This is a genomic window from Bradyrhizobium sp. B025, assembly GCF_042257955.1.
In the GTDB taxonomy this organism is placed as follows: domain Bacteria; phylum Pseudomonadota; class Alphaproteobacteria; order Rhizobiales; family Xanthobacteraceae; genus Bradyrhizobium; species Bradyrhizobium diazoefficiens.
The window spans coordinates 6,347,541-6,367,103 of record NZ_CP170150.1; the positions used below are offsets into that span (position 1 = coordinate 6,347,541).

Here is a 19,563-nt window from a genome sequence, read left to right on the forward strand (position 1 = left end):
GATGCTTGAATCGGGCAACAAAGGGTGACTTCCGGATCGAGCGCGTGATAATTGAGCCATGGCAGACAAAATTCACGTCGTTGTTCTCTATGGCGGCAGGTCCGGTGAGCATGAGGTCTCGCTGAAATCGGCCGCTTCGGTATTCAGGCATCTCGACCGCACCCGCTTCGAGGTGATCCCGGTCTCCATCGACAAGACGGGCCGGTGGCAATGGAACGATCTTCGTTCGCTCGATCAGGCGCACGCGGCGGCGTTGCCGATCCTGCCCGATGCGCCGGAGATGCGGCTCGCGAGGGGACCCGACGGACGCGGCGTCCTTGTGCCGATCACGCAAGGCGCGGCCGCCCCGATCGAGATCGACGTTGTCTTTCCTGTCATCCACGGGCCGCTTTGCGAGGACGGCACCGTGCAGGGCCTGCTGGAATTGGCCGACGTCGCCTATGTGGGGTCGGGCGTTCTCGCCTCCGCCGTCAGCATGGACAAGGATGTCGCCAAGCGGCTCGCTGAATTCGCCGGCATTCCGGTCGCGCCCTATCGCGTGCTCACCCGCAAGGCCTTCGTCCAGGACCGCATCTCATCGCTTGCGAAGGCGGTCGAGGGCCTGAACCTCCCGGTCTTCGTCAAGCCGTGCAACATGGGCTCCAGCGTCGGCATCCACAAGGTCAAGACGCAGGATGCGCTCGAAGCGGCGCTCGATGATGCGTTTCGCTATGACGTCAAGGTGCTGGTCGAACAGGGCATCGACGCGCGCGAGATCGAGGTCGCGGTGCTCGAGGACGAGACGCTGTTCGCCAGCCTCGCCAGCGAGCTGAACCCCAACGCCCATCACGAGTTCTATTCGTACGAGGCAAAATATCTCGATCCCGATGGCGCCCGGGTCGACCTTCCGGCCAGGCTCGACGCGGCGCAGATGGAGCGCGTCCGGTCACTCGCCACCCGGGTGTTCGCGGCGCTCGAATGCAGCGGCTTCGCCCGCGTCGACTTCTTCCTCGACCGGAAAACCGGCGAGTTCTGCTTCAACGAGATCAACACCCTGCCCGGCTTCACGTCGATCAGCATGTATCCGAAGATGATGGAAGCGTCGGGCGTGCCGTATGGCGAGCTGCTGAGCCGCCTCGTCGATCTGGCGCTGGACCGGCACCGGCAGCGTCAATCGCTGGAACGGGGTTACACGAGATAGGCGCCGGCGCGATCCGCCGGCGCCCGATCTGACCGACCCCAGGCTGACCTCAGCTGAGGTCAGCACCGGAGGCGGCACGGCCCGCTAATCATCGCCACGCTTCGGCGGCGCTGGCACAGCGGTCCGATTGGCGGGTACGATCTGCGGCTGGAACGCGAACACCTCGCGGCTGCGGTCGTCCACGAATACCTTCAGCCAATGCACGTCGTTGTTGCCGTTCGCCTGATTGTCGCCGAAGGTCTCGACGCGGACGAAGTTTTCGAGCCGCCGGCCCTTGCTGTCGAGGAATGGCCGGTCGATACGGAAGTAATGGGAGTCGCCATGAACGTAGGCGACGGGCTTGCCGAAGGCGACCACCTCATCGCGCAGCGCGACCAGGAAAGCCTGGAAACCATCCGGATTGGCGTCCGTTTGCGCAAGCGTCTTCGGGTCACGCAACGGCGCGCGGGTTCCGTCCGACTGATCCCAGCCCGGGTCCGCCTGCGAGATGAACATGATGGCCGCGGCGCGATATGTTCTCGCCATCTCGAAGGTCTGCTGCATCCAGAGGATGTTGGCGTTGTTGCGCGCGGCCCATTCGGCGTCGTCCGGCAACGTATCGCAACGATTGTTGCACGATCCCTGAATGTTGAGCGTGGCGTAGACGACGCCCTTCATGATCCAGCGGCGGTTTTCGACGCACCCGGTCAGCTGGTTGTTGTGATCGAGGCACAGCTTGTCATGCTGCACCTGCTGCTTGATCGGCCGCTGGCCAAGGGAATAGTCAGTGCTGAAGAAAACCTTCCGCTCGTGGTCGAGCCTGTCGCGCGAGTTGAACGAGCCGTTCGCCGGCCGGTCGCAGTCGGTCCAGTCATTGTCGCCGGGGGTCACCATCGCAGCGGATTTCAAGGCATTGAAATATCCGAGCCCCTGCTGATACAGAGCGTCACTGCACGTCGTGGGAGTCACGGATCCCGGCGTGCCGCTGCCGGCTTTCAGGTCGCCATCATGCACCGTGAAGGCCAGCTTCTGGTCGTTCATGTCGGCGATCAGATTCGGCACGCCGACCTGCGCCTGGAGGTCGGAATATGGCAAATCGCCCCACAGCCCGATGGCATAGGCCCGGCTCTCGCCTCCCCTGCCCCGGTCGTCATCGTCAGCATGCGCGCTGACGATCGAACAAATCGCAAAGCAGGCTGCAAGCACGAGAAAACTCATCTTGCGCAGCCTGCCGTAGACGTCTTCCAACTTCCCTTCGCGAAGTCTCGTCATCGTCGCTCCCCAGAACAGCTTTGGACAGAACAAGGCTCGCCGCAGGCAGCAACGTTGAATTGTCCTGCGCCAGACCCGATCTACGAAAATGAGAAGAAGCCCCCACCTGCGGCTTCAAATTGCCGCAGTGAACGTATCCACCGGGTATGACGCCCGCGTGAAACATTTTGAAACACGGCACAGCTGATGAAGTCGCGAGCCGCGGGATCGACAAGGGAGAGAACATGCGCGTTGTGGTCTGCGGCGGCGGCGTGATCGGGGCCTGCGCGGCATATTTCCTGCGCCGCCGCGGCATCGACGTGACCGTCGTGGAACGGACCGAGGTCGCGGCCGCCGCGTCGGGCAAGGCCGGCGGCTTCCTGGCACGGGACTGGTGCACCGGCACGCCGCTCGATGCGCTGGCCCGGCGCAGCTTTGCGCTTCACGCGCAACTGCCGGAGGACATCTCGGGCGATTGGGGCTACCGGCCGATGACCGCCTATAGCGGCTTCGTCGCATCCGACGGCGACGCGCGCCGGGATGCACCATCCGCGCTTGGCTGGCTCAGCGACGGCGTCGTCATTGCACAGCGCATCGGCACGGCGGAGACGACTGCGATCGTTCATCCCCGCAAGTTCACGTCGGCCGTGATGAACGCAGCGCTGGCGCAAGGCGCGAAGCTTCATCCTGGCCGCGTCACCGGCATCACGCGCGGCACTGACGGAATGACAGCCGGGGGCGTCGAGATCGATGGTGACCTCGTCGAGGCGGATGCCGTCGTGATCGCGATGGGACCGTGGTCACTGCTCGCGGCGCAATGGATGAGCCTGCCCCCCGTCTACGGCCAGCGCAGCCCGAGCATCGTCTACGACACCGCCGCCGACGCGCCGGCCGAGGCGTTATTCCTGGAGAGCGAGGAAGACGGCAGCGCGGTGTCGATCGAGGTCTTCCCACGCGCGGACGGCAGCACGCACATCACGGCTCTCTCCGACATCGCACCGCTGCCGCTCGATCCCGCCGCCGTGACGCCCGATCGCGATGCGATCGCGCGGCTGCAAACCATGTCCGAGCGGCTATCGCCGCTGTTCCGTCCCGAAAGGATCATCGCGCAGCAGGCCTGTTTCCGTCCGGTGACGCAGGACGGCTTGCCCTTGATCGGCAAGGTGCCGCGGAGCAAAGGCCTCTATGTTGCGACCGGGCACAATGTCTGGGGCATCCTCAATGCGCCGGCGACGGGGGAAGCGCTGGCAGAACTGATCGCTGAAGGCGCAACGCGCGAGATTGACTTGTCGCCATTCGACCCCGCCCGGCTGACACCGCTCGATCCATCCCTGCTGCAAGCACGCTGAAGCGCTCGCCGACATCGCGGCTCCTCAACCGCCGATTGCTCTCAGCCTTTGATACTCACGCATGCCCGCCGACGGAATCTGCATGCCTGCGGCAGGATCAGTGTCTCACGCCTCTTTTGCCTGCAATTTACGCAGCGCTAGACTTTAGTCCTCTCTCATAATCCTGAACGCAGTTTCACTTGCCGGGGAAGTCTCGGCCGGTATAGTCGCGACACAATGGCTCACAAGAGGCCTGTTCAAAGGGAGAGAACAACATGAAGAAACGACTCTCTGTTGCATTGCAATTGGCGCGCGACACGGCCACGGCCGGCGCGCCGAAGGACGTTGCAAAGGCCGACGTCTGGCTTCCCAGCCTCATCAAACCCATCACAGGCTGATCGGGACTGCTCTCCGGGCGTGAGCTCGGAAGCGTTCACATGCGCTCCATACAGCACCTTCCCTAAAGGAGGCAGCTCGTCTGCCCGGCCAATCATCAATGCGAGCTTTCCAGATCCTGATCGATGGCTTTGCCATCAGCGCTCTCTACGCTCTCGGTGCCACCGGCTTCACGCTGATCTTCGGCGTCTCGGGCGTGCTCAACCTCTCCCACGGTGCCATCATGGTGGCGGCAGCCGTCGCCGCCTGGGCCGCCGCCAGCATCCTGAACGTCGGCACCTATGCCGGCGCGCTGATCGGGGTCGCGGTCGCCCTCCTTACGGCCTTCGCCACCTATTTCGCCGTGGTGAAGCCGATCCAGGATTCCCGGCGCATTCCAAATGAGGAGAAGGAAATCTTCGTCCTCACCGGCACGCTGCTCTGGGGCATCATGATCCAGGAGCTGATCGCCTATTTCTTCACCAACAACGCCAAGACCGTGCTGCCGATCGTCGAAGGCGTCGTCGAGATCCTCGGCGTGCGCACGCCGAAGAACGAGATCTTCACCGCGATCGTGTGCTGCCTCGTCATCGCGCTGCTGTGGCTGCTCGTGAACCGCACCCGCACCGGCAAGGCGGTGCTGGCGGCCTCGATGAACCCGCGCGGCGTCACGCTGCTCGGGCTGGAGCTCACCAACATCTACATCGTGGTGTGGGCGATCTACGGCATCCTCGCCGGCATCGCCGGCGTGCTGCTCGGCATGTTCCTCGGCGTCAGCTCCTACAGCGTCGGCCCTCTGACGGCGAGCGCGTTCTCGATCGTCGTGCTCGGCGGGCTCGGCAGTGTCTCGGGCTCCCTGATCGCGGCCTTCGTGGTCGGCTATCTCGAAACGCTGACGGCCTATCTGGTCTCGCCGGCCTATCGCACCATTCCGGCGCTCTTGCTGCTCGTGTTCGTGATGTACATCCGGCCCCAGGGCCTTCTGGGGAGGCGCTGAGATGTCCACCTTCTTCACTTCGCGCCTGTTCTTCGTCTCGCTGGCGCTGGTCGTGATCGCGGCGACGCTGCCGCTTTATGTCTCCGGCTACGTGCTGGGCCTGCTGACCGTCGCCTTCTATTTCGGCGTGTTCGCGATGGCCTGGGACCTGCTGTTCGGCTTCGCCGGCGAGGTCAATTTCGGTCCGACCTTCCTGATCGGCGTCGGCGCCTACACCGCCGGCATCCTCAACGCCCAGTTCGGCTGGTCGGTCTATCTCTGCATCGTGCTCGGCGCGCTTGCCTCGGTCATCGCCGGCCTGGTGCTGGCGCTGCCGGCACTGCGGGTGCGCGGGCCCTATTTCGGCCTGACCACGCTGGTCGCAGTCTTGATGCTGCAAAATTTCATCGTGGTGTTCGCCGACCTCACCGGCGGCGAGATCGGGCTCACCATCCCCGACGTCATCAGCATCAATGCCGGCACGAATTACTGGATCGCGCTCGGCTTCATGACCATCTCGGCCGCGATCCTCTATGGCCTGTCGCAATCGCCGATCGGCCTCGTGCTGCAGGCGAGCGGTCAGGATCCGGTGCAGGCCGGCGCGCTCGGCTTCAACATCGTCAAGCACAAGCTCGCCGCCTTCATCGTCAGCGCCTTCTTCTCCGGGCTGTCGGGTGCGCTCCTGGTGTTCTATTTCGGCACCGCCTCGGTCGGCACCGTCGTCGACGTCGCGGTCGGCGTGAACGTGATCGTCTCGGCCGTGCTCGGCGGCCGGCGCACCGTGCTCGGCGCGGCGCTGGGCGCGATCTTCCTGATCGTCGCCGGGGAATTCCTGAGGCCCACCGGCGAGCTTGCGACCTTCATCGTCTCGGCGGTCGCGCTTCTCGTCGTGCTGTTCTTCCCCGGCGGCTTCCTCGGAGCGGCCCTCTCGCGCGAGGCTCGCTCGTGATGGATATGAGGCTTTCAAACCGGGCCGTGCTCGAAGTCCGCGGTCTGACCAAGCGCTTCGGCGGCCTGACCGCGGTGAAGAATCTCGGCTTCGAGGTCAACAGCGGCGAGATCTTTGGCCTGATCGGGCCGAACGGCTCCGGCAAGTCGACCGCGATGAAGAGCGTGATGGGCATCGAGCGCCCGACATCAGGCGAAGTGGTCTTCGAGGGCGAGGACGTCGCGGGCCTCCCCGCGCACAAGATCGCGCGCAAGGGCTTTGGCATGGTGTTCCAGCACTCGCGGCCGCTGAACCGGCAGACCGTGCTGGAGAACATCATGGTGGCGCTGCTGCCGGACAGCCTGTTCATGCTGTTTCCGGACAAGGCGCTGGTCGAGCGCGCCAAGTGGATCGCCGACCGCGTGGGCTTAGGCAACGTCATGAACCGCCGCCCGCCGACGCTGCCGTTCGCTGATCTGCGCCGGCTCGAGCTCGCCAAGGCTATCGCCCGCGATCCAAAAGTCGTGCTGGTGGACGAGCCCTTTGCCGGGCTGACGCGGGCCGAGGTCGATATCTTCTCCGACCTGATCCGCAGCTTCCGCGATGACGGCCGCGCGGTGATGCTGGTTGACCACAACGTCAAGAGCGTCGCAGCGCTGGTCGACCGCGTGCTCGCGATGTATCTCGGCGAGGAGATCGTCACCGGCAAGGCCGACGACGTCATGAAGAACGAGACGGTGCGGCGGGTCTATCTCGGCGGCGCCATCGAGACCCATGCGCGGCCCGAGACCAGCCTCAAGGACAAGGTGCCGCTGCTCCAGGTCGAGAATGTCAGCGTGTTCTACGGCAAGGCGCAGGCGCTGGACAACGTCTCGATCCACGTCCACGAAGGCGAGTTCGTCTCGGTCGTCGGCCTCAACGGCGCCGGCAAGACCACGCTGTTCAACACCATCTCCGGCTTCCTGCCCTATAGCGGCGAGATCGTGCGCGGCGGCGACAAGCTGCGCGGCACCAGCCCGGCCAGGATCGCGCGCAGCGGTCTCGTGCAGTGCCCGGAATCGCGCGAGCTGTTCGGCGAGATGAGCGTGCGCGAAAATCTCGATCTCGGCGGCCAGCATCTGTCCGACGACAAGCGCGCCGCGCAGCTCGCCTGGCTGTTCGAGCTGTTCCCGATCCTGAAGGAGCGTCAGGGCCAGATGGCGCAGACGCTGTCCGGCGGCGAGCAGCAGATGCTGGCGATCGGCCGCGCCCTGATGATGCAGCCGCAGATCCTGATCCTGGACGAGCCGACGCTGGGCCTTGCCCCTGTCATCCTCGAGCAATTGTCCAAGGCACTGACCAAGCTGCGGCAGACCACGTCGATCACGGTGCTGCTCGGCGAGCAGAACGTCACTTTCGCGCTACCGCACGCCGACCGCGTCTATGTGCTCGAACACGCCAGGATCGTCTGGGAGGGCGATCCCGGCCGCTTCGCGAGCGAGGCCGGCGCTGATTTTCTTTAAGTCCGTCAACATCAACAAAAAACATAGAAGGGAAACGACCATGCGACCATCGACCATCCTGGGCGGCAGCTTCCTCGCCTCCGCGCTGGCGCTGTGCCTCGCCGCCCCCGCCTACGCTCAGTCGAACGATCCGATCAAGATCGGCGTCATCGCCGAAGTGCAGTCGATCGCAGGCGCGGCGACGCCGGGCGGCGCGCAGATCGCCGCCGACGAGATCAACGCCAAGGGCGGCATCCTCGGCCGCAAGATCGAGATCGTCACCTACGACAACAAGAGCTCATCGGCGGACTCGGTGCGCGCGTTCCAGCGCGCGGTGAGCGAGGACAAGGTCTCCGCCGTGATCGCGAGCTATATCAGCGAGGTCGTGCTGGCGCTCGAGCCCTGGGCGGCGCGCCTGAAGATGCCGCTGATCACCCCCGGCGCCGCCTCGAACGAGATCACCAAGGCAATCCACAACGACTATGAGAAGAACAAGTACACCTTCCACGGCTATCTGACCTCGGCCGCGCAGGCCCAGCTCGTCTGCGACGCCGCCAAGGACCTGCTCGTCGACAAGCTCAAGTTCAAGACGGTCGCGATCATGAGCGAGGACGCCGCCTGGACCAAGCCGCTCGACGTCGGCTACGAGGCGTGCCTGCCCAAGGCCGGCCTGAAGGTCGTCGAGCACGTGCGCTTCTCGCCGGATACCACCGACTTCACGCCGATCTTCAACAACATCGAAGGCAAGAAGCCCGATGTGATCGTGACCGGCATCTCGCATGTCGGCGTGCAGCCGACGGTGCAGTGGAAGAACCAGCAGGTGCCGATCCCGATGTTCGGCATCAGCGCGCAGGCGCTGAGCCCGACCTTCTGGAAGGACACCAATGGCGCCGCCGACGGCATCCCGTCGCTGGCGGTGGCCACTCCGGATGTCGCTGTGACCTCGAAGACAAAGCCGTTTGCGGCCGCCTTCAAGGCCAAGTTCGGCTCGCCGCCGGCCTATACCGGCTACACCGCCTATGACGAGGTCTACTTCATCACCGAGGCGATCAAGCGCGCGGGCTCGACCGATCCCGACAAGATGGTCGCCGAGATCGAGAAGACCGATTACGAGGGCACGATCGGCCGCATCCAGTTCTACGGCAAGGACGACGAGTTCACCCACGGCATCAAGTCCGGCCCCGGCGCCGTGACCGGTCTCGTCTTCCAGTGGCAGGACTCCAAGCAGGTCGTGGTCTGGCCCGAGAAGATCGCGGAAGGCAAGCTGAAGTTTCCGAACTTCGTGAAGCTGTCGCAGTAACCGGCTCGCAGCGGCATCAGGCCCATCGCTCCGCGGGGAGCGGTGGGCTTTTTGCTGTCTTTCGCAGATGCGTTGTGCGGCGGAGCACCGCGTATCGACCTTGGGCGATGTTGACTTTCCGCCGTCCCCCTCCCCATACTTCGCAAAAGGATAACAACCAATCATAAGACGGTCTTGAGGGAGGATAGGATGCCGACTTCACGCAGGCAGCTGCTGAAGAGCTCGGCGGCTGCCGCCGCCGCACTCAGCCTCGATTGGACAAGGGCCCAGGCGCAAGCCGAGACATTGCGCATCGGCCTGATCTACGACCTCACCGGCCCGTTCGCCGCCGGCGGCTCGGTCGCCTCGTCAATCGGCGCGCAGATCGCGATCGATCTCGTCAACGAGAAAGGCGGCATCGGCGGCAAGACCAAGATTGCTCCAGTCGCTGCGGATTCCCAGAGCAAACCCGACGTTGCGATCAACGAGGCCGAACGCCTGATCAGCCAGGAGAAGATCGACATCATCAACGGCGTCTATGCGAGCTCGCATGCGGTGCCACTCGCGGCGAAGGTCGAGCAGCAGAAGAAGATCCTCTGGATCACGACCGCGGTCTCGACCGCCGTGTTCAAGGACAAGAACCTGCAATACGTGTTTCGCGCGCAGATCCATTCCGACCAGTATGGCCAGGCTTTTGCCGGTTTCCTCGCCGAGCATGCGAAAGCAAAACTCGGAATGGATCCCAAGGAGGTCAAGGTCGCACTGATCCATGAGGACGGCCCCTACGGTGTTGGCGTCGCCGCCGCCGACGAGGCCTACGCCAAGGAGGCCGGCATCCAGGTGGTGCTGCGTGAGGGCTATTCGGCCTCCGCGCCCGACCTCTCGGTGCTGGTGACCAAGATCAAGCGCGCCAAGGCCGACGTGATCTCTCATGCCGGCTACAACCCCGACATCACCCTGTTCCTGCGCCAGGCGCGCGAGAGCGGATTGCGCTTCAAGATGCTGTTCGGCGCCGGCGCCGGCTACAGCCAGCTCGACAAGCTGCGCGCCACCTTCGGTCCCGACATCGACAATTTCTGCAACATCGATCCCGTGCCGGCGCAATTGCTCGATCCGGCAAAGCTCGCACCGGGTATCGGCGATCTGACCAACGCCATGGTCACGCGCTACAAGGCCAAGACCGGCGCCACCGACGTGCCGCCGCACTGCTCGATGGGCTTCAACCAGACCTGGGTGCTGCTCAACAACGTGCTGCCGGTCGCCAAGGAAAAGTACGGCAGCTTCGAGCCCGAGGCGATCCGCAAGGCCGCGCTCGACGTCGACATCCCCGCCGGCGGCACCATCCAGGGCTATGGGGTAAAGTTCTTCCCGCCGGGCACGCCGCTCTCCGGCCAGAACGAACGCTCGACGCCGGTCGTGATGCAGAACGCCGGCGAGCACATCTCGGTGGTGTGGCCGACCAACATCCGCACGCAGGACCCGGTGTTTCCCCTGCCGAAGGGCTCGACTTACGGGGCGTGAGGGGGTTCTTCGCCTCTCCCCGCTTGCGGGGAGAGGCCGGAATACGCGCGATGCGCGCGGATTCCGGGTGAGGGGGAGTCTCCGCGAACTCCGCTGTCACAGTCCCCGCGGAGACTCCCCCTCACCCCAACCCTCTCAGCGCGAGCGAAGCTCGTCGCGGGGCGAGGGAGCTCGGTCCCGCCGCGGTAACGATCTCCCCTACAACACCACCCGCCGTCCCTCTTCCGCGGCCCAATACCCCGCGTAGTTCACCTTGATCGTCTCATACGCCAGCGCGAGGTCCGACAGCGGCTGCCGGCCGGTCGCGGCGCATTCCATGAAGTCCTGGATTTCCTGCAAATAGCCGCGCGTCCACTCCTCCTCGAGGCAGACATATTGCCAGCCGGTTTTGCGGTCGACCTTTTCGGTGATGTAGACGTTTGCGAGCTTCTCCTCGGAGGTCTGGTAGCTCACCAGATGCGTGTTCGGGGTGATGTTGGCGAACAGCGAGCCGCCGCTCGTATAGGTCTCGATCAGGTTGCGCACGCCGCCCATGATCATGTCGCCGGAGAACACGGTGGCCTTGGTGCCGTCGGAGAACGTCGCCGTCAGCGTGCCCCAATCCTCGACATCGACGGGGTTGGCCCTGATGTAGGTGCGCTCCTCCGGCTTCAGGCCAGCGGTGACGTTGCCGACATCGCCGGTGACGCTGGCGACGCGGATGATTTCACCGCGCGCCCTGGCCTCGACCTGCTTGAGATAGAGCACGGCGGAGAGCGGATGGCAGCCCATGCGGATCAGCGAGCCGCCGCCGGTCATCGCCCATTGCGCGGCGTGGGCCGCGTGCGACCCGGAATGGCTCTCCTCGCCCTTCATGAACAGGATCTTGTCCTTGGTCGCCTTGATGATCCCGGCGGTCTTGGTCACGGCCGGCGCGTAGATCCAGTCCTCGGCGTACATGAAGAGTTTCCCGGTGCGCTCGATCGCGGCGCGCGTCCTGTCCATCTCTTCGATCACGCGCTCATACATCAGCGCCTTCGGCACGTGCTTGCCGATCGGCTGCGTGTCGCCCTCGCGGCCGAAATAGCCGGCGAACGGCTTTTCGCAGATCACGTGCTTGCCGGCCTGCATGCTGGCGACGATCATCTCCGCATGAAGGTTCGGCGGCGTGCAGATGTCGATGACATCGAGCTCGCCGTCCGCGATCAGCTCGGCGAAGCTCCGATAAACACGCGGGATATTGTGATGCTGGGCGAACGCGACGACCTTGTCGCCGCGCGCAGCCACCGCCGCGACCTCGACGTCCACGCCATAGACGCGCCGGAACGCATACATGTGCAGCTCCGACACGAAGCCGCAGCCGACGAGTCCCACCCTGATCCTGGCCATAGCGCCCCCTGCTTTGGGCGGCACTATAGCGCGCCCGGAGGCCTATTCCACCGAGACGCGCACCACGCCCGCGCTCATCATGCCGAGCGCGCGGGCGGCGGGCACCGAGAGATCGACGATACGGCCGCGGATGAACGGGCCGCGATCATTGACGCGACACTGGATCGAGCGGCCGCCGTAGGACACCCTGAGCACGCTGCCAAACGGGCGCGTGCGGTGGGCGCAGGTCAGGTCGGCGCCTTTGCCTTTTCCGTACCCGTAGTATGAGGCAAGTCCGCTTTCGGCATGCGCCAGAGAAAATGTGGCAAGACAAAACAATAAAGTGGTCAGCGCTCGCACGGCACCCCTCCCCGGTTGGCCCTGCCCCGCGCTGCAAACGTCGCCTTGTTCCCCTAAGTTCCGGGAACACTGCCGGGTCACCCCGGCAGTGCCATCACACATTGTTACTGTTTGTGGAACACCAGCGTGCGCAGCTCGATGCTCTCACGTGGCGGCGCATCGGCGGGCGTGGTCGGATCGACAAAGGCGGTATGCGGCCCGAAGCGGGTGCGGCCGTCCGTTGCGGAATCGTAGCACTTGAGCAGAAGCGCCTCGTCCGGCGTCATCTCCGGGAAATAGAACCAACGGTGGTTCGGATTATATTTCACCGAATAGGTCTCGCCGCGGCTATTGGGATAGATCAGGTCGGAGGCGATGAGATCCTCAGGCGCCACCGTGGTGCCGTCGGCCATCGCCAGCGGTGAATCGCGCAAGGGGCCGCGGATCGGCCGCCAGAGATTGATCACCTGCACACGCCCCTTCAGAAGCTCGTCGGCCTCGTCAGGCAGATGCTCGCGCACGCGGTTGGCGCCGGAGACGGCGGTCTGGTCGACATGGACACGCGTCGCCGGCTGACGCGGGCCACCATCGCGAATATCCGGGGCGCCCTCGACGCGCTTGCGCACGGTATGGTCGAAGATCAAGACGCGATCGGCCTTCAGCGTGGCACGCAGGAACGCCTCGACCGCGGGATAGTAGACCGCGCGTATTTCCTCGTCGTTGTAAAAATCCTTCACCTGGGTCGGATGGCGCACCAGCGCAAAGCCTTCGCGATCGAGCGAGATATTGTTCGCGATCAGTCGTGCGTCGAAGATCGGCACCTGATGCGGCTCCGGCAGCGACGTGCTCTTCGGCTCGCCCGGCGGCGGATCGAACGCGTAGGTGCGCGGCTTGCCCCGAATCGGCGCGAGATAGTTGAGTTCGGCGGTGACGAAGGGAAGCGATTCGATTCTTGTTTCTTGCAGGCCCATGGCCGGTCTCCCGATGTGGTCGTGGGATTGATTTTTGACGAGGTAGAGCGCGCCGCAAGGGAGGTGACGCAAATAGCAATGCTGCTGTTGTTAAGCGGAGGGAACGCAGAACGAATCTGTCGAGAACGGCGGTCGCTCTGGCTACGTTCTTCTCGCTTCACGGATGCTTGAGGGCTTCGTCAACCCTCGTACCCCGCCGCCGTCATTCCGGGGCGCCCGCAGGGCGAGCCCGGAATCCATCGGGCCGCAATCTTTGTAGATCAATGGATTCCGGGCTCGCGACTTCGTCGCGCCCCGGAATGACGCCGGTGCAGCACTTCACGCCAGAGCGCGTCCGGGACACGCGAGTGTGCCTAGCAGCTACAGCCCCGCCTTCGCGATCGCATCCGCAAAGGAGCGGTCGACGATCTCCGCCGCATCGAGCTTCTGCTTGATCAGGCCCCAGCGGAGGTACAAATCGATCGTGCCCTGCTCGTCCGCGACCACACCGTCGTCGATTGGCGCGATGCGGATTTTTGCACGCGACAGCCAGTTTAGCGGCACGGCGGTCGGGATGCTCATCAGCCTGCCCCAGGTCGCGGCATAGCTATCAACGTTGTTCAGCGACCACGCCCGCGCGGCGGTGAGGCGGCGGATGAAGTCGGTCAGTTCGGCGCGCTTGTCCCTGATAGCGTCGGGCCGCGCCACCTGAAAACTCAGGCCCGGCGTCAGGCCCTCCGAGGTGATGATGCGGCGCGATTTGAACAGTACCTCTTCCTGGCTCACATAAGGCTCCCAGGTCGACCACGCATCCACGGAGCCCTGCGTGTAGGCGATCTTGGCATCCGAGGGCGCGAGGAACGCGATTTGCACGTCGCTCGCACTCCAGCCGCTTTTCTCCAGCGCGGCCAGGATCAGCTGATGGCCGATCGAGCCGCGGCCGGTTGCGATCTTCTTGCCGCGGAGGTCGGCAAAACTCCTGATCGGCGAAGTCTCGGGCACCAGGATGGCGAGCCCCTCGCGCGTCTGCCGGATCGCGGCGATCGCCTTCACCGGCGCGCCGGAGGCGGCAGCGAAGGTGAAGGGCGCGTCACCAACGAGGCCGGTCTCGATCGCGCCGGCGCTGAGCGCCTCCAGCAGCGGTGCGGCGGCCGGAAACTCCTTCCACTCGATCTTGTAGGGGACATCCTTGAGCTGGCCTGCCGCTTCCATCACAGCCTGCGCATTGCCCTTCTGGTCGCCGACGCGGAGCGTGGTTTGCGCTGCCGCCAGTTCCAACGAACCGAGCAGCAGCGCGCCGGCCAACATGAGGCGGATCATTCTGCCGCCTCGCTGCGAACGGCCCGGCGCTTGGCCACCAGCTCGCGCGTCAGCGGGATCAGCTCGCGGCCATATTCGATGGCGTCGATCAGCGGATCGAAGCCGCGGATCAGGAAATGGCTGATGCCGAGGTCGTAATAGTCGCCGAAGACTTCGGCGACCTGCTCGGGCGTGCCGACCAGCGCCGTGGTGTTGCTGTTGGCGCCGGTGAGCTTTGCGATCTCGGTCCAGAGCCGCTTGTCGATGCGGCTGCCCTGGTCGGCGAGCGCGAGCAGGCGCCGCGCACCGGCGGTGGCGTGGCCGTCGGCGGGCTTGCGGTAGCCGGTCTTGTCCTGCAGCGCGGTGGCGCGCGCCAGAATCTCCTCCGCCTTTTCCCAGGCCTGCTTTTCGGTCGGCGCGATGATCGGCCGTACCGACAGGCTGAAGCGCGGCGTCGGCCGGCCCTGCCGGACCGCGGCATTGTGAACGCGGGACGTGACGTCGCGCACCTGCGCATAGGATTCGCCCCACAGCGCGAAGGTGTCGGCATGCTTGCCGGCGACATCGATCGCCGCGTCCGAGGCGCCGCCGAAATAGATCCGGATGCCTTCGGGACGATATGGCTTCACCTGCGAGAAGGCATTCTCGACCTGGTAGTACCTGCCCTTGTAGGTGAACGGCTTGTCGCTGGTCCATTCCAGCTTGAGGACATCGAGGAACTCGGAGGTGCGGGCGTAGCGCTCGTCCTTGTCGTCGAGCGTGTTGCCGTCCTGCCGGAGCTCGGTGGCGTTGCCGCCGGTGATGACGTGAAGCGCGACGCGGCCGCGGGAAAACTGGTCGAGCGCTGCGAACTGCCGCGCCAGCAGTGTCGGCGCGGTGAAGCCGGGCCGCTGCGCGATCAGCACGTTGAGGCGGCTGGTCGTGTTGAGCACGTGCTGGGCGACCTGGAGCGCGTCCGGCGTCGTCGAATGAAACGCCAGCAGCGCACGATCGAAGCCGGCATTCTCATGCGCCTTGGCCACCGTCTCGATGTGGGTGGGGTTGAGGACCGGTCCCTCTCGGACGACAGTTTCGGACGAATTGTTGTTGCTGATGAAGCCGATGAACTCGATCGACATGATCCTCTCCCTGATTGTTTTGCGGAAAAGCTAGAGGCCCAGTGCGGCGCGGCCGAGGCCGGTGCGCGTGGAATCGTCCTGCGGCGTGTGCACGCGGCCGCACAGCACGTCGCGATAGTGCCGCTCCAGTGGATTGGTGCGAGAGAGGCCGTGATTGCCGGTGAGCGACAGCGCGTCCTCGACGGCGGCCACGGCATTGTTGGTGACGGTGAGCTTGATCACATTGGACTCGGCCGCCGAGAGCTCGACACCGTCGTCGAAATCGCCGGCAAAAGAGGCGATCAGCCGCGCATTGACCGCGAGCCGGGCCTCGACGGCGCCGAGGATCTCCTGCGCACGCGGCAGAGTCGCGAGCGGCGCGCCAAGGCTGGCGGGGACGCGTTGCTTCAGGAACGAGATCAGCCAGTCGTGCGCGGCGCGGGCGACACCGTCATAGATCGCGGCAACGAAGATGGTGTGCACGGTCGCCTGCGTGACGTCAGGTCCGCGCCAATCGGCGGGCTTGCGGACATCGACCTCGGAATCGAGCGGGATCACGACGTCGTCGAAGATGACGTCATGGCTGCCGCTCGCGCGCAGGCCGTGATGGTCCCATGTCTCGACGATGCGCGTGCCCGGCAGGCCCGCCGGCAGCAGGAACTGTCCGACCCGCGGCTCCGCCTCGTCGGTCCGGGCCCAGACCAGATACCATTTCAGGATCGGCGATCCCGTCGAATAGATCTTGTGGCCGGTCAGGCGCCAGCCGGTCTCGGTGCGCCGCGCGATCGTCGCCGGCAGGCCGCCGCGCGCAGGCGAGCCGAGCTCGGGCTCGACGCGCAGCGCGTTGACGAGTGCAAGGCCTTCGACAGTCTCACGCGCAAGCTTGCGCGACAACCGGGCGGGCCAGGTCGGACTGCGCGCCATGACGAGATGATTGATGTAGTGCATCGACAGCACCAGCGCGGTCGACGGATCGGCCTTGCCGATGATGCCGATGACGCGCGCGGCGTAGCGCGCACCGGCGCCGGCCCCACCATGGACTGCGGGAACCGTCAGCGACAGCAGGCCGGCCTCGGAGAGCTCGCGAAAGTTCTCGAACGGAAAACTGCCGGTGCGGTCGTGCTCGGCCGCGCGCGCGGCGAAGGCCTCGGCCAGCGCCTCGGCGCGGGCGACGTAGTCGGGTTCGCTATGAGCCAGGCGGCCTTTGGCTATGGAGGTCACCATGTCGCATCCAGTCCCAGAAGGCCGAGGATCTGGCGGCGCAGGTCGGCCAGATACGGATCGCCGCGATGGCGTGGATAGGGCCGGTCGACGCGGATGTCGGCCTTCACCCGCGCGGGACGGTCGCTGAAGACGATGACGCGGTTGGCGAGCACCAGCGCCTCCTCGGCGTCGTGCGTCACCAGCAACGTGGTAAAGCCCTTGCGCTGCCAGAGCGCGACGATCTCGGCCTGCATGGTGATGCGGGTGAGCGAGTCGAGCTTGCCGAGTGGCTCGTCGAGGATCAGGATTTTGGGATCGTTGACCAGTGCACGCGCCAGCGCGACGCGCTGCGCCATGCCGCCGGAGAGCTGGTGCGGATAGGCGTTGCGGAATGACGCAAGGCCGACCAGATCGAGCGCGTCATCCACGCGCTGCCGCTGGCTCTTGAGGATGCCCTGGGCCTCGAGGCCCAGGGCGACGTTGTCCCAGACCGACCGCCAGGGAAACAGGGTCGGATCCTGGAACACGACCACGCGCGAGGGATGCGGCCGGGTGATGCGGGCCTCGTCCTCACGCAGCGTCCCCGCCTTGGGCTTGTCGAGGCCGGCAACGAGCCGCAGCAAGGTCGACTTGCCGCAGCCGGACGGGCCGAGCAGCGCGACGAATTCGCCGGGCTCGACCGAGATGCTGACGTCGCTCAACACCGGCAGCTCGGCACCGTCGATGTCGAAGGCATGGCTGACCTGCTCGATGTCGAGCGCGGCGCCGGCGGCGGGATGCGTGGCGACTTCGGCCAGTGCGCCTGCGGCTACCATTTCACGGTCCCCTTCTGCCAGACCAGCAGGCGATCGCGGATCGAAAACAGCAGCGTGATCGCGCCGGAGCAGAGCAGCGACATCACGATCAGCGCCGCGTACATGTTGGCGTAAGCCGCCCAGCCCTGCGCCCATTGCAGATACCAGCCGAGGCCGGCCTTGACGCCGATCATCTCGGCAACGACGAGCACGGCGAAGGACGAGCCGAGCCCCATGAACAGGCCGACGAACACGTGCGGGAGCCCGGCGGGGATCGCCACCTTCAGCACCAGAAAGGACGGCTTTGCGCCCAGCGTGCGCGCGACGTCGTAATAGGCGTTGCTGACGCTCGCGACGCCCGACCAGGTCAGCACGGTGACGGGAAAGCCGGTCGCCAGCGCGATCAGGAAGGTCGAGGCGCTCCAGCTCGACGGGAAGGTGAAGAAGGCAATCGGCAGCCAGGCGGTCGCCGGCAGCGGGCCGATGAAGCGCAGCACCGGATGCACCCAATAGCCAACCGCACGCGACCAGCCGATCGAGACGCCGGTCAGGAATCCTATCGTGGCGCCGATCAGATAGCCGCCAAGCTGGAGCTTGACCGAGGCGAACACGCTGTCGAGCAGCTTGGGCAGATCGTCGGTATAGACCTCGATGATCGACTGCGGCGGTGGAAAGAACGGCAGCGGCAACCAGGCGAATTTTGCGGTGGCGACTTCCCACAAGGTCAGGAAGGCACCGAGCGCGACGAGCCAGGGCGCGCGCTTATGCAACGCCTTGCCCGCCGAGCCGAGATAGTCGGCACCGAAGGTGCCGAACAGCGCGACGGCCGCGATGACGAAGGCGGCGATGCCGAGCGAATGCGTGCGCGACCAGTCGCCGACATCTTCCCACCACAGGCAGGACAGGCCGAAGGCGATCCAGGCGACGCTGGCAAGAATACCGACACCGGATTCACGGACCCAGCTCGCAAGCAGCGGCGCGCGGGCGAGGCGTGGTGCGCCGGAGGCAAGGCCGTCAGACAGCGAATACGTCGACATAGATGCGCTCCGCGAATTTGGCAGTATCGGTGCTCTGCTTGAAGACCTGCACGCTCTTCAGGTCGTCGGCATAGGCCTTGAGCTCGCGCTTCAGCACTTCGCCGACGGGATGATGGTGGTGGGTGTGGTAGCGCACCATGCCCTCGATATCGGCGAGCGTCGCCGCTTTCGGTGCGTAGGGCTGGAACGATTTCGCGGCCACCGTCGGGTTCTGCGAGGTGAACATCGCGGCATCGAGCAGCGCCTGCGTGATGGCACGGGCGACCTGCGGCTCCTCGCGCACCAGGCTGCCGCGCAGGCCGACGATGCAGCAGCTCTTGTCGCGGTATTCGCCGTCGAGATTGGAGGCGACTTCCTTGTACTGGCTGTCCTTCAGCCAGAGATAGGCGAGCGGATCGGACGACAGGAAGGCCTGAACCTCGCCCTTCTCGACCGCGACGTTGAGGAGATTGCCGGGATAGGCGCGCCAGTCGACGTCCTTGACCGGATCGATGTCGAGCTTTGCCAACTGGATCGAGAAGAAGTTCTTGTCGGGACCGGCGAGATCGCCGACCGCGACGATCTTGCCCTTGAGGTCGGCGAGCCTGCTCACGCTGGAATCGGTGCGCGTCAGCACGCGCATGCAGCCGCCATGGGTGCCGGCGGCGATCTTGACGTCAAAGCCCTGCTCCAGCGGCTTCAGCCAGCGCAGCGCCATGCCGAGACCGGCATCGCTCTTACCGGTCGCGATCGCTTCAAGGAGCTGGTCGGTCGAGCCGGAATAATTGACGAGCTCGACGTCGAGATTCTGCTTCTGGAAGAAGCCGTGCTCGATGGCGACGGGCAGCGGCGCGAGGCAGACCGCGCCGGCATTCCACGACAGCTTTAGCTTACGCGGGGCACCCGTCAGCGCGGGCGCGTCAGATGCCGTCCGGCACAGCGGGAACTCGGAGAAATCGATGCCGGATCCGATCGGCTGCGGCGCGAAGGCCTGTGCGCCGAGCGCACCGAGCGGTGCGGCGAAAGCCGCAGCCAATCCCGCCTGGAGCAGATGGCGACGGTCGAGACTCGATCCGCCGCCCTTGTTCTCGTTGTTCATCGGGCCCTGGCTCCTGCGCTGGCACGTCTCCGCCGTTTGCGCAACGAATGTCGTTGCGCATGTTCCGTACGGAGCTGCGTTGAGAGAATGTTTTTCCGTCGGCGCTTCCGGCGCCGCGTTG

18 protein-coding genes are annotated in these 19,563 nt (G+C 65.2%); 8 read left to right on the forward strand and 10 right to left on the reverse strand.

Going from position 1 to position 19,563, the window contains the following annotated elements; genetic code table 11:
- The first annotated feature begins 58 nt into the window (after window positions 1–58).
- Complete coding sequence (locus ACE10W_RS29885; protein ID WP_375762242.1) at window positions 59–1,180, forward strand: D-alanine--D-alanine ligase family protein; 1,122 nt, start codon at window positions 59–61, stop codon at window positions 1,178–1,180.
- Between the two features lie 84 nt (window positions 1,181–1,264).
- On the opposite strand, the gene ACE10W_RS29890 is transcribed toward ACE10W_RS29885, so the two are convergent.
- A complete protein-coding gene (locus ACE10W_RS29890; RefSeq protein ID WP_244647667.1) occupies window positions 1,265–2,431 on the reverse strand; it encodes a hypothetical protein in 1,167 nt (388 codons plus the stop codon).
- 224 nt (window positions 2,432–2,655) lie between these two features.
- On the opposite strand from ACE10W_RS29890, the gene ACE10W_RS29895 reads away from it, so the two are divergent.
- The 7 genes from ACE10W_RS29895 (at window position 2,656) to ACE10W_RS29925 (ending at window position 10,298) form a co-directional block, all read left to right on the forward strand.
- Window positions 2,656–3,759, forward strand: coding sequence for an NAD(P)/FAD-dependent oxidoreductase (locus ACE10W_RS29895; RefSeq protein WP_375762243.1), 1,104 nt, complete (start codon window positions 2,656–2,658; stop codon window positions 3,757–3,759).
- Between the two features lie 254 nt (window positions 3,760–4,013).
- On the forward strand, window positions 4,014–4,136 hold the full coding sequence (locus tag ACE10W_RS29900) for a hypothetical protein (protein ID WP_256380425.1): 123 nt from the start codon (window positions 4,014–4,016) through the stop codon (window positions 4,134–4,136).
- Window positions 4,137–4,234: 98 nt separating this feature from the next.
- The gene (locus ACE10W_RS29905) at window positions 4,235–5,110 is read left to right on the forward strand and encodes a branched-chain amino acid ABC transporter permease (RefSeq protein WP_110117013.1); all 876 of its coding nucleotides are present in this window, start codon (window positions 4,235–4,237) and stop codon (window positions 5,108–5,110) included.
- Window position 5,111: 1 nt separating this feature from the next.
- Window positions 5,112–6,038: a branched-chain amino acid ABC transporter permease gene (locus tag ACE10W_RS29910; protein ID WP_011089184.1), complete on the forward strand. Its 927-nt coding sequence runs from the start codon at window positions 5,112–5,114 to the stop codon at window positions 6,036–6,038.
- Entirely contained in the window at window positions 6,038–7,519 is a 1,482-nt protein-coding gene (locus ACE10W_RS29915) for an ATP-binding cassette domain-containing protein (protein WP_375762244.1), read from the forward strand. Before ACE10W_RS29910 ends, ACE10W_RS29915 begins: the two co-directional genes overlap by 1 nt.
- Window positions 7,520–7,559: 40 nt before the next feature.
- Window positions 7,560–8,798, forward strand: coding sequence for an ABC transporter substrate-binding protein (locus tag ACE10W_RS29920; RefSeq protein WP_375762245.1), 1,239 nt, complete (start codon window positions 7,560–7,562; stop codon window positions 8,796–8,798).
- A 189-nt stretch (window positions 8,799–8,987) separates the two neighbouring features.
- Window positions 8,988–10,298 carry an ABC transporter substrate-binding protein gene (locus ACE10W_RS29925; RefSeq protein WP_028176130.1) on the forward strand — a complete coding sequence of 437 codons (1,311 nt, stop codon included), beginning with the start codon at window positions 8,988–8,990 and terminating at the stop codon, window positions 10,296–10,298.
- Between the two features lie 198 nt (window positions 10,299–10,496).
- On the opposite strand, the gene ACE10W_RS29930 is transcribed toward ACE10W_RS29925, so the two are convergent.
- The 9 genes from ACE10W_RS29930 to ACE10W_RS29970 form a co-directional block, all read right to left on the reverse strand.
- Complete coding sequence (locus tag ACE10W_RS29930; protein ID WP_375762246.1) at window positions 10,497–11,666, reverse strand: Gfo/Idh/MocA family protein; 1,170 nt, start codon at window positions 11,664–11,666, stop codon at window positions 10,497–10,499.
- Window positions 11,667–11,708: 42 nt separating this feature from the next.
- A complete protein-coding gene (locus ACE10W_RS29935; RefSeq protein WP_060908527.1) occupies window positions 11,709–12,005 on the reverse strand; it encodes a septal ring lytic transglycosylase RlpA family protein in 297 nt (98 codons plus the stop codon).
- Between the two features lie 104 nt (window positions 12,006–12,109).
- Window positions 12,110–12,955, reverse strand: coding sequence for a CmcJ/NvfI family oxidoreductase (locus tag ACE10W_RS29940; protein ID WP_375762247.1), 846 nt, complete (start codon window positions 12,953–12,955; stop codon window positions 12,110–12,112).
- 360 nt (window positions 12,956–13,315) lie between these two features.
- Window positions 13,316–14,254 (reverse strand): ABC transporter substrate-binding protein, encoded by a 939-nt coding sequence (locus tag ACE10W_RS29945; protein ID WP_375762248.1) that lies wholly within the window; start codon window positions 14,252–14,254, stop codon window positions 13,316–13,318.
- The gene (locus ACE10W_RS29950) at window positions 14,251–15,351 is read right to left on the reverse strand and encodes an LLM class flavin-dependent oxidoreductase (protein ID WP_375762249.1); all 1,101 of its coding nucleotides are present in this window, start codon (window positions 15,349–15,351) and stop codon (window positions 14,251–14,253) included. Before ACE10W_RS29950 ends, ACE10W_RS29945 begins: the two co-directional genes overlap by 4 nt.
- Before the next feature lie 30 nt (window positions 15,352–15,381).
- Window positions 15,382–16,554, reverse strand: coding sequence for an acyl-CoA dehydrogenase family protein (locus ACE10W_RS29955; protein ID WP_271551273.1), 1,173 nt, complete (start codon window positions 16,552–16,554; stop codon window positions 15,382–15,384).
- Complete coding sequence (locus ACE10W_RS29960) at window positions 16,548–17,348, reverse strand: ABC transporter ATP-binding protein (protein ID WP_375762250.1); 801 nt, start codon at window positions 17,346–17,348, stop codon at window positions 16,548–16,550. The genes ACE10W_RS29955 and ACE10W_RS29960 overlap by 7 nt, the downstream gene beginning before the upstream one ends.
- Window positions 17,342–18,364 (reverse strand): ABC transporter permease, encoded by a 1,023-nt coding sequence (locus tag ACE10W_RS29965; protein WP_271551274.1) that lies wholly within the window; start codon window positions 18,362–18,364, stop codon window positions 17,342–17,344. Before ACE10W_RS29965 ends, ACE10W_RS29960 begins: the two co-directional genes overlap by 7 nt.
- Window positions 18,342–19,442 (reverse strand): ABC transporter substrate-binding protein, encoded by a 1,101-nt coding sequence (locus tag ACE10W_RS29970; protein WP_375762251.1) that lies wholly within the window; start codon window positions 19,440–19,442, stop codon window positions 18,342–18,344. The genes ACE10W_RS29965 and ACE10W_RS29970 overlap by 23 nt, the downstream gene beginning before the upstream one ends.
- Window positions 19,443–19,563 lie beyond the last annotated feature (121 nt).

Excerpts from the sequence above, each read along its gene's own strand:
- ACE10W_RS29905 (WP_110117013.1), top strand. The coding sequence starts at position 4,235 with ATGCGAGCTTTCCAGATCCTGATCGATGGCTTTGCCATCAGCGCTCTC.
- ACE10W_RS29915 (WP_375762244.1), top strand. The coding sequence starts at position 6,038 with ATGGATATGAGGCTTTCAAACCGGGCCGTGCTCGAAGTCCGCGGTCTG.
- ACE10W_RS29900 (WP_256380425.1), top strand. The coding sequence starts at position 4,014 with ATGAAGAAACGACTCTCTGTTGCATTGCAATTGGCGCGCGACACGGCC.
- ACE10W_RS29965 (WP_271551274.1), bottom strand. The coding sequence starts at position 18,364 with ATGTCGACGTATTCGCTGTCTGACGGCCTTGCCTCCGGCGCACCACGC.
- ACE10W_RS29960 (WP_375762250.1), bottom strand. The coding sequence starts at position 17,348 with ATGGTAGCCGCAGGCGCACTGGCCGAAGTCGCCACGCATCCCGCCGCC.
- ACE10W_RS29950 (WP_375762249.1), bottom strand. The coding sequence starts at position 15,351 with ATGTCGATCGAGTTCATCGGCTTCATCAGCAACAACAATTCGTCCGAA.
- ACE10W_RS29895 (WP_375762243.1), top strand. The coding sequence starts at position 2,656 with ATGCGCGTTGTGGTCTGCGGCGGCGGCGTGATCGGGGCCTGCGCGGCA.
- ACE10W_RS29885 (WP_375762242.1), top strand. The coding sequence starts at position 59 with ATGGCAGACAAAATTCACGTCGTTGTTCTCTATGGCGGCAGGTCCGGT.
- ACE10W_RS29925 (WP_028176130.1), top strand. The coding sequence starts at position 8,988 with ATGCCGACTTCACGCAGGCAGCTGCTGAAGAGCTCGGCGGCTGCCGCC.
- ACE10W_RS29955 (WP_271551273.1), bottom strand. The coding sequence starts at position 16,554 with ATGGTGACCTCCATAGCCAAAGGCCGCCTGGCTCATAGCGAACCCGAC.
- ACE10W_RS29920 (WP_375762245.1), top strand. The coding sequence starts at position 7,560 with ATGCGACCATCGACCATCCTGGGCGGCAGCTTCCTCGCCTCCGCGCTG.
- ACE10W_RS29945 (WP_375762248.1), bottom strand. The coding sequence starts at position 14,254 with ATGATCCGCCTCATGTTGGCCGGCGCGCTGCTGCTCGGTTCGTTGGAA.
- ACE10W_RS29930 (WP_375762246.1), bottom strand. The coding sequence starts at position 11,666 with ATGGCCAGGATCAGGGTGGGACTCGTCGGCTGCGGCTTCGTGTCGGAG.
- ACE10W_RS29910 (WP_011089184.1), top strand. The coding sequence starts at position 5,112 with ATGTCCACCTTCTTCACTTCGCGCCTGTTCTTCGTCTCGCTGGCGCTG.
- ACE10W_RS29940 (WP_375762247.1), bottom strand. The coding sequence starts at position 12,955 with ATGGGCCTGCAAGAAACAAGAATCGAATCGCTTCCCTTCGTCACCGCC.
- ACE10W_RS29890 (WP_244647667.1), bottom strand. The coding sequence starts at position 2,431 with ATGACGAGACTTCGCGAAGGGAAGTTGGAAGACGTCTACGGCAGGCTG.
- ACE10W_RS29970 (WP_375762251.1), bottom strand. The coding sequence starts at position 19,442 with ATGAACAACGAGAACAAGGGCGGCGGATCGAGTCTCGACCGTCGCCAT.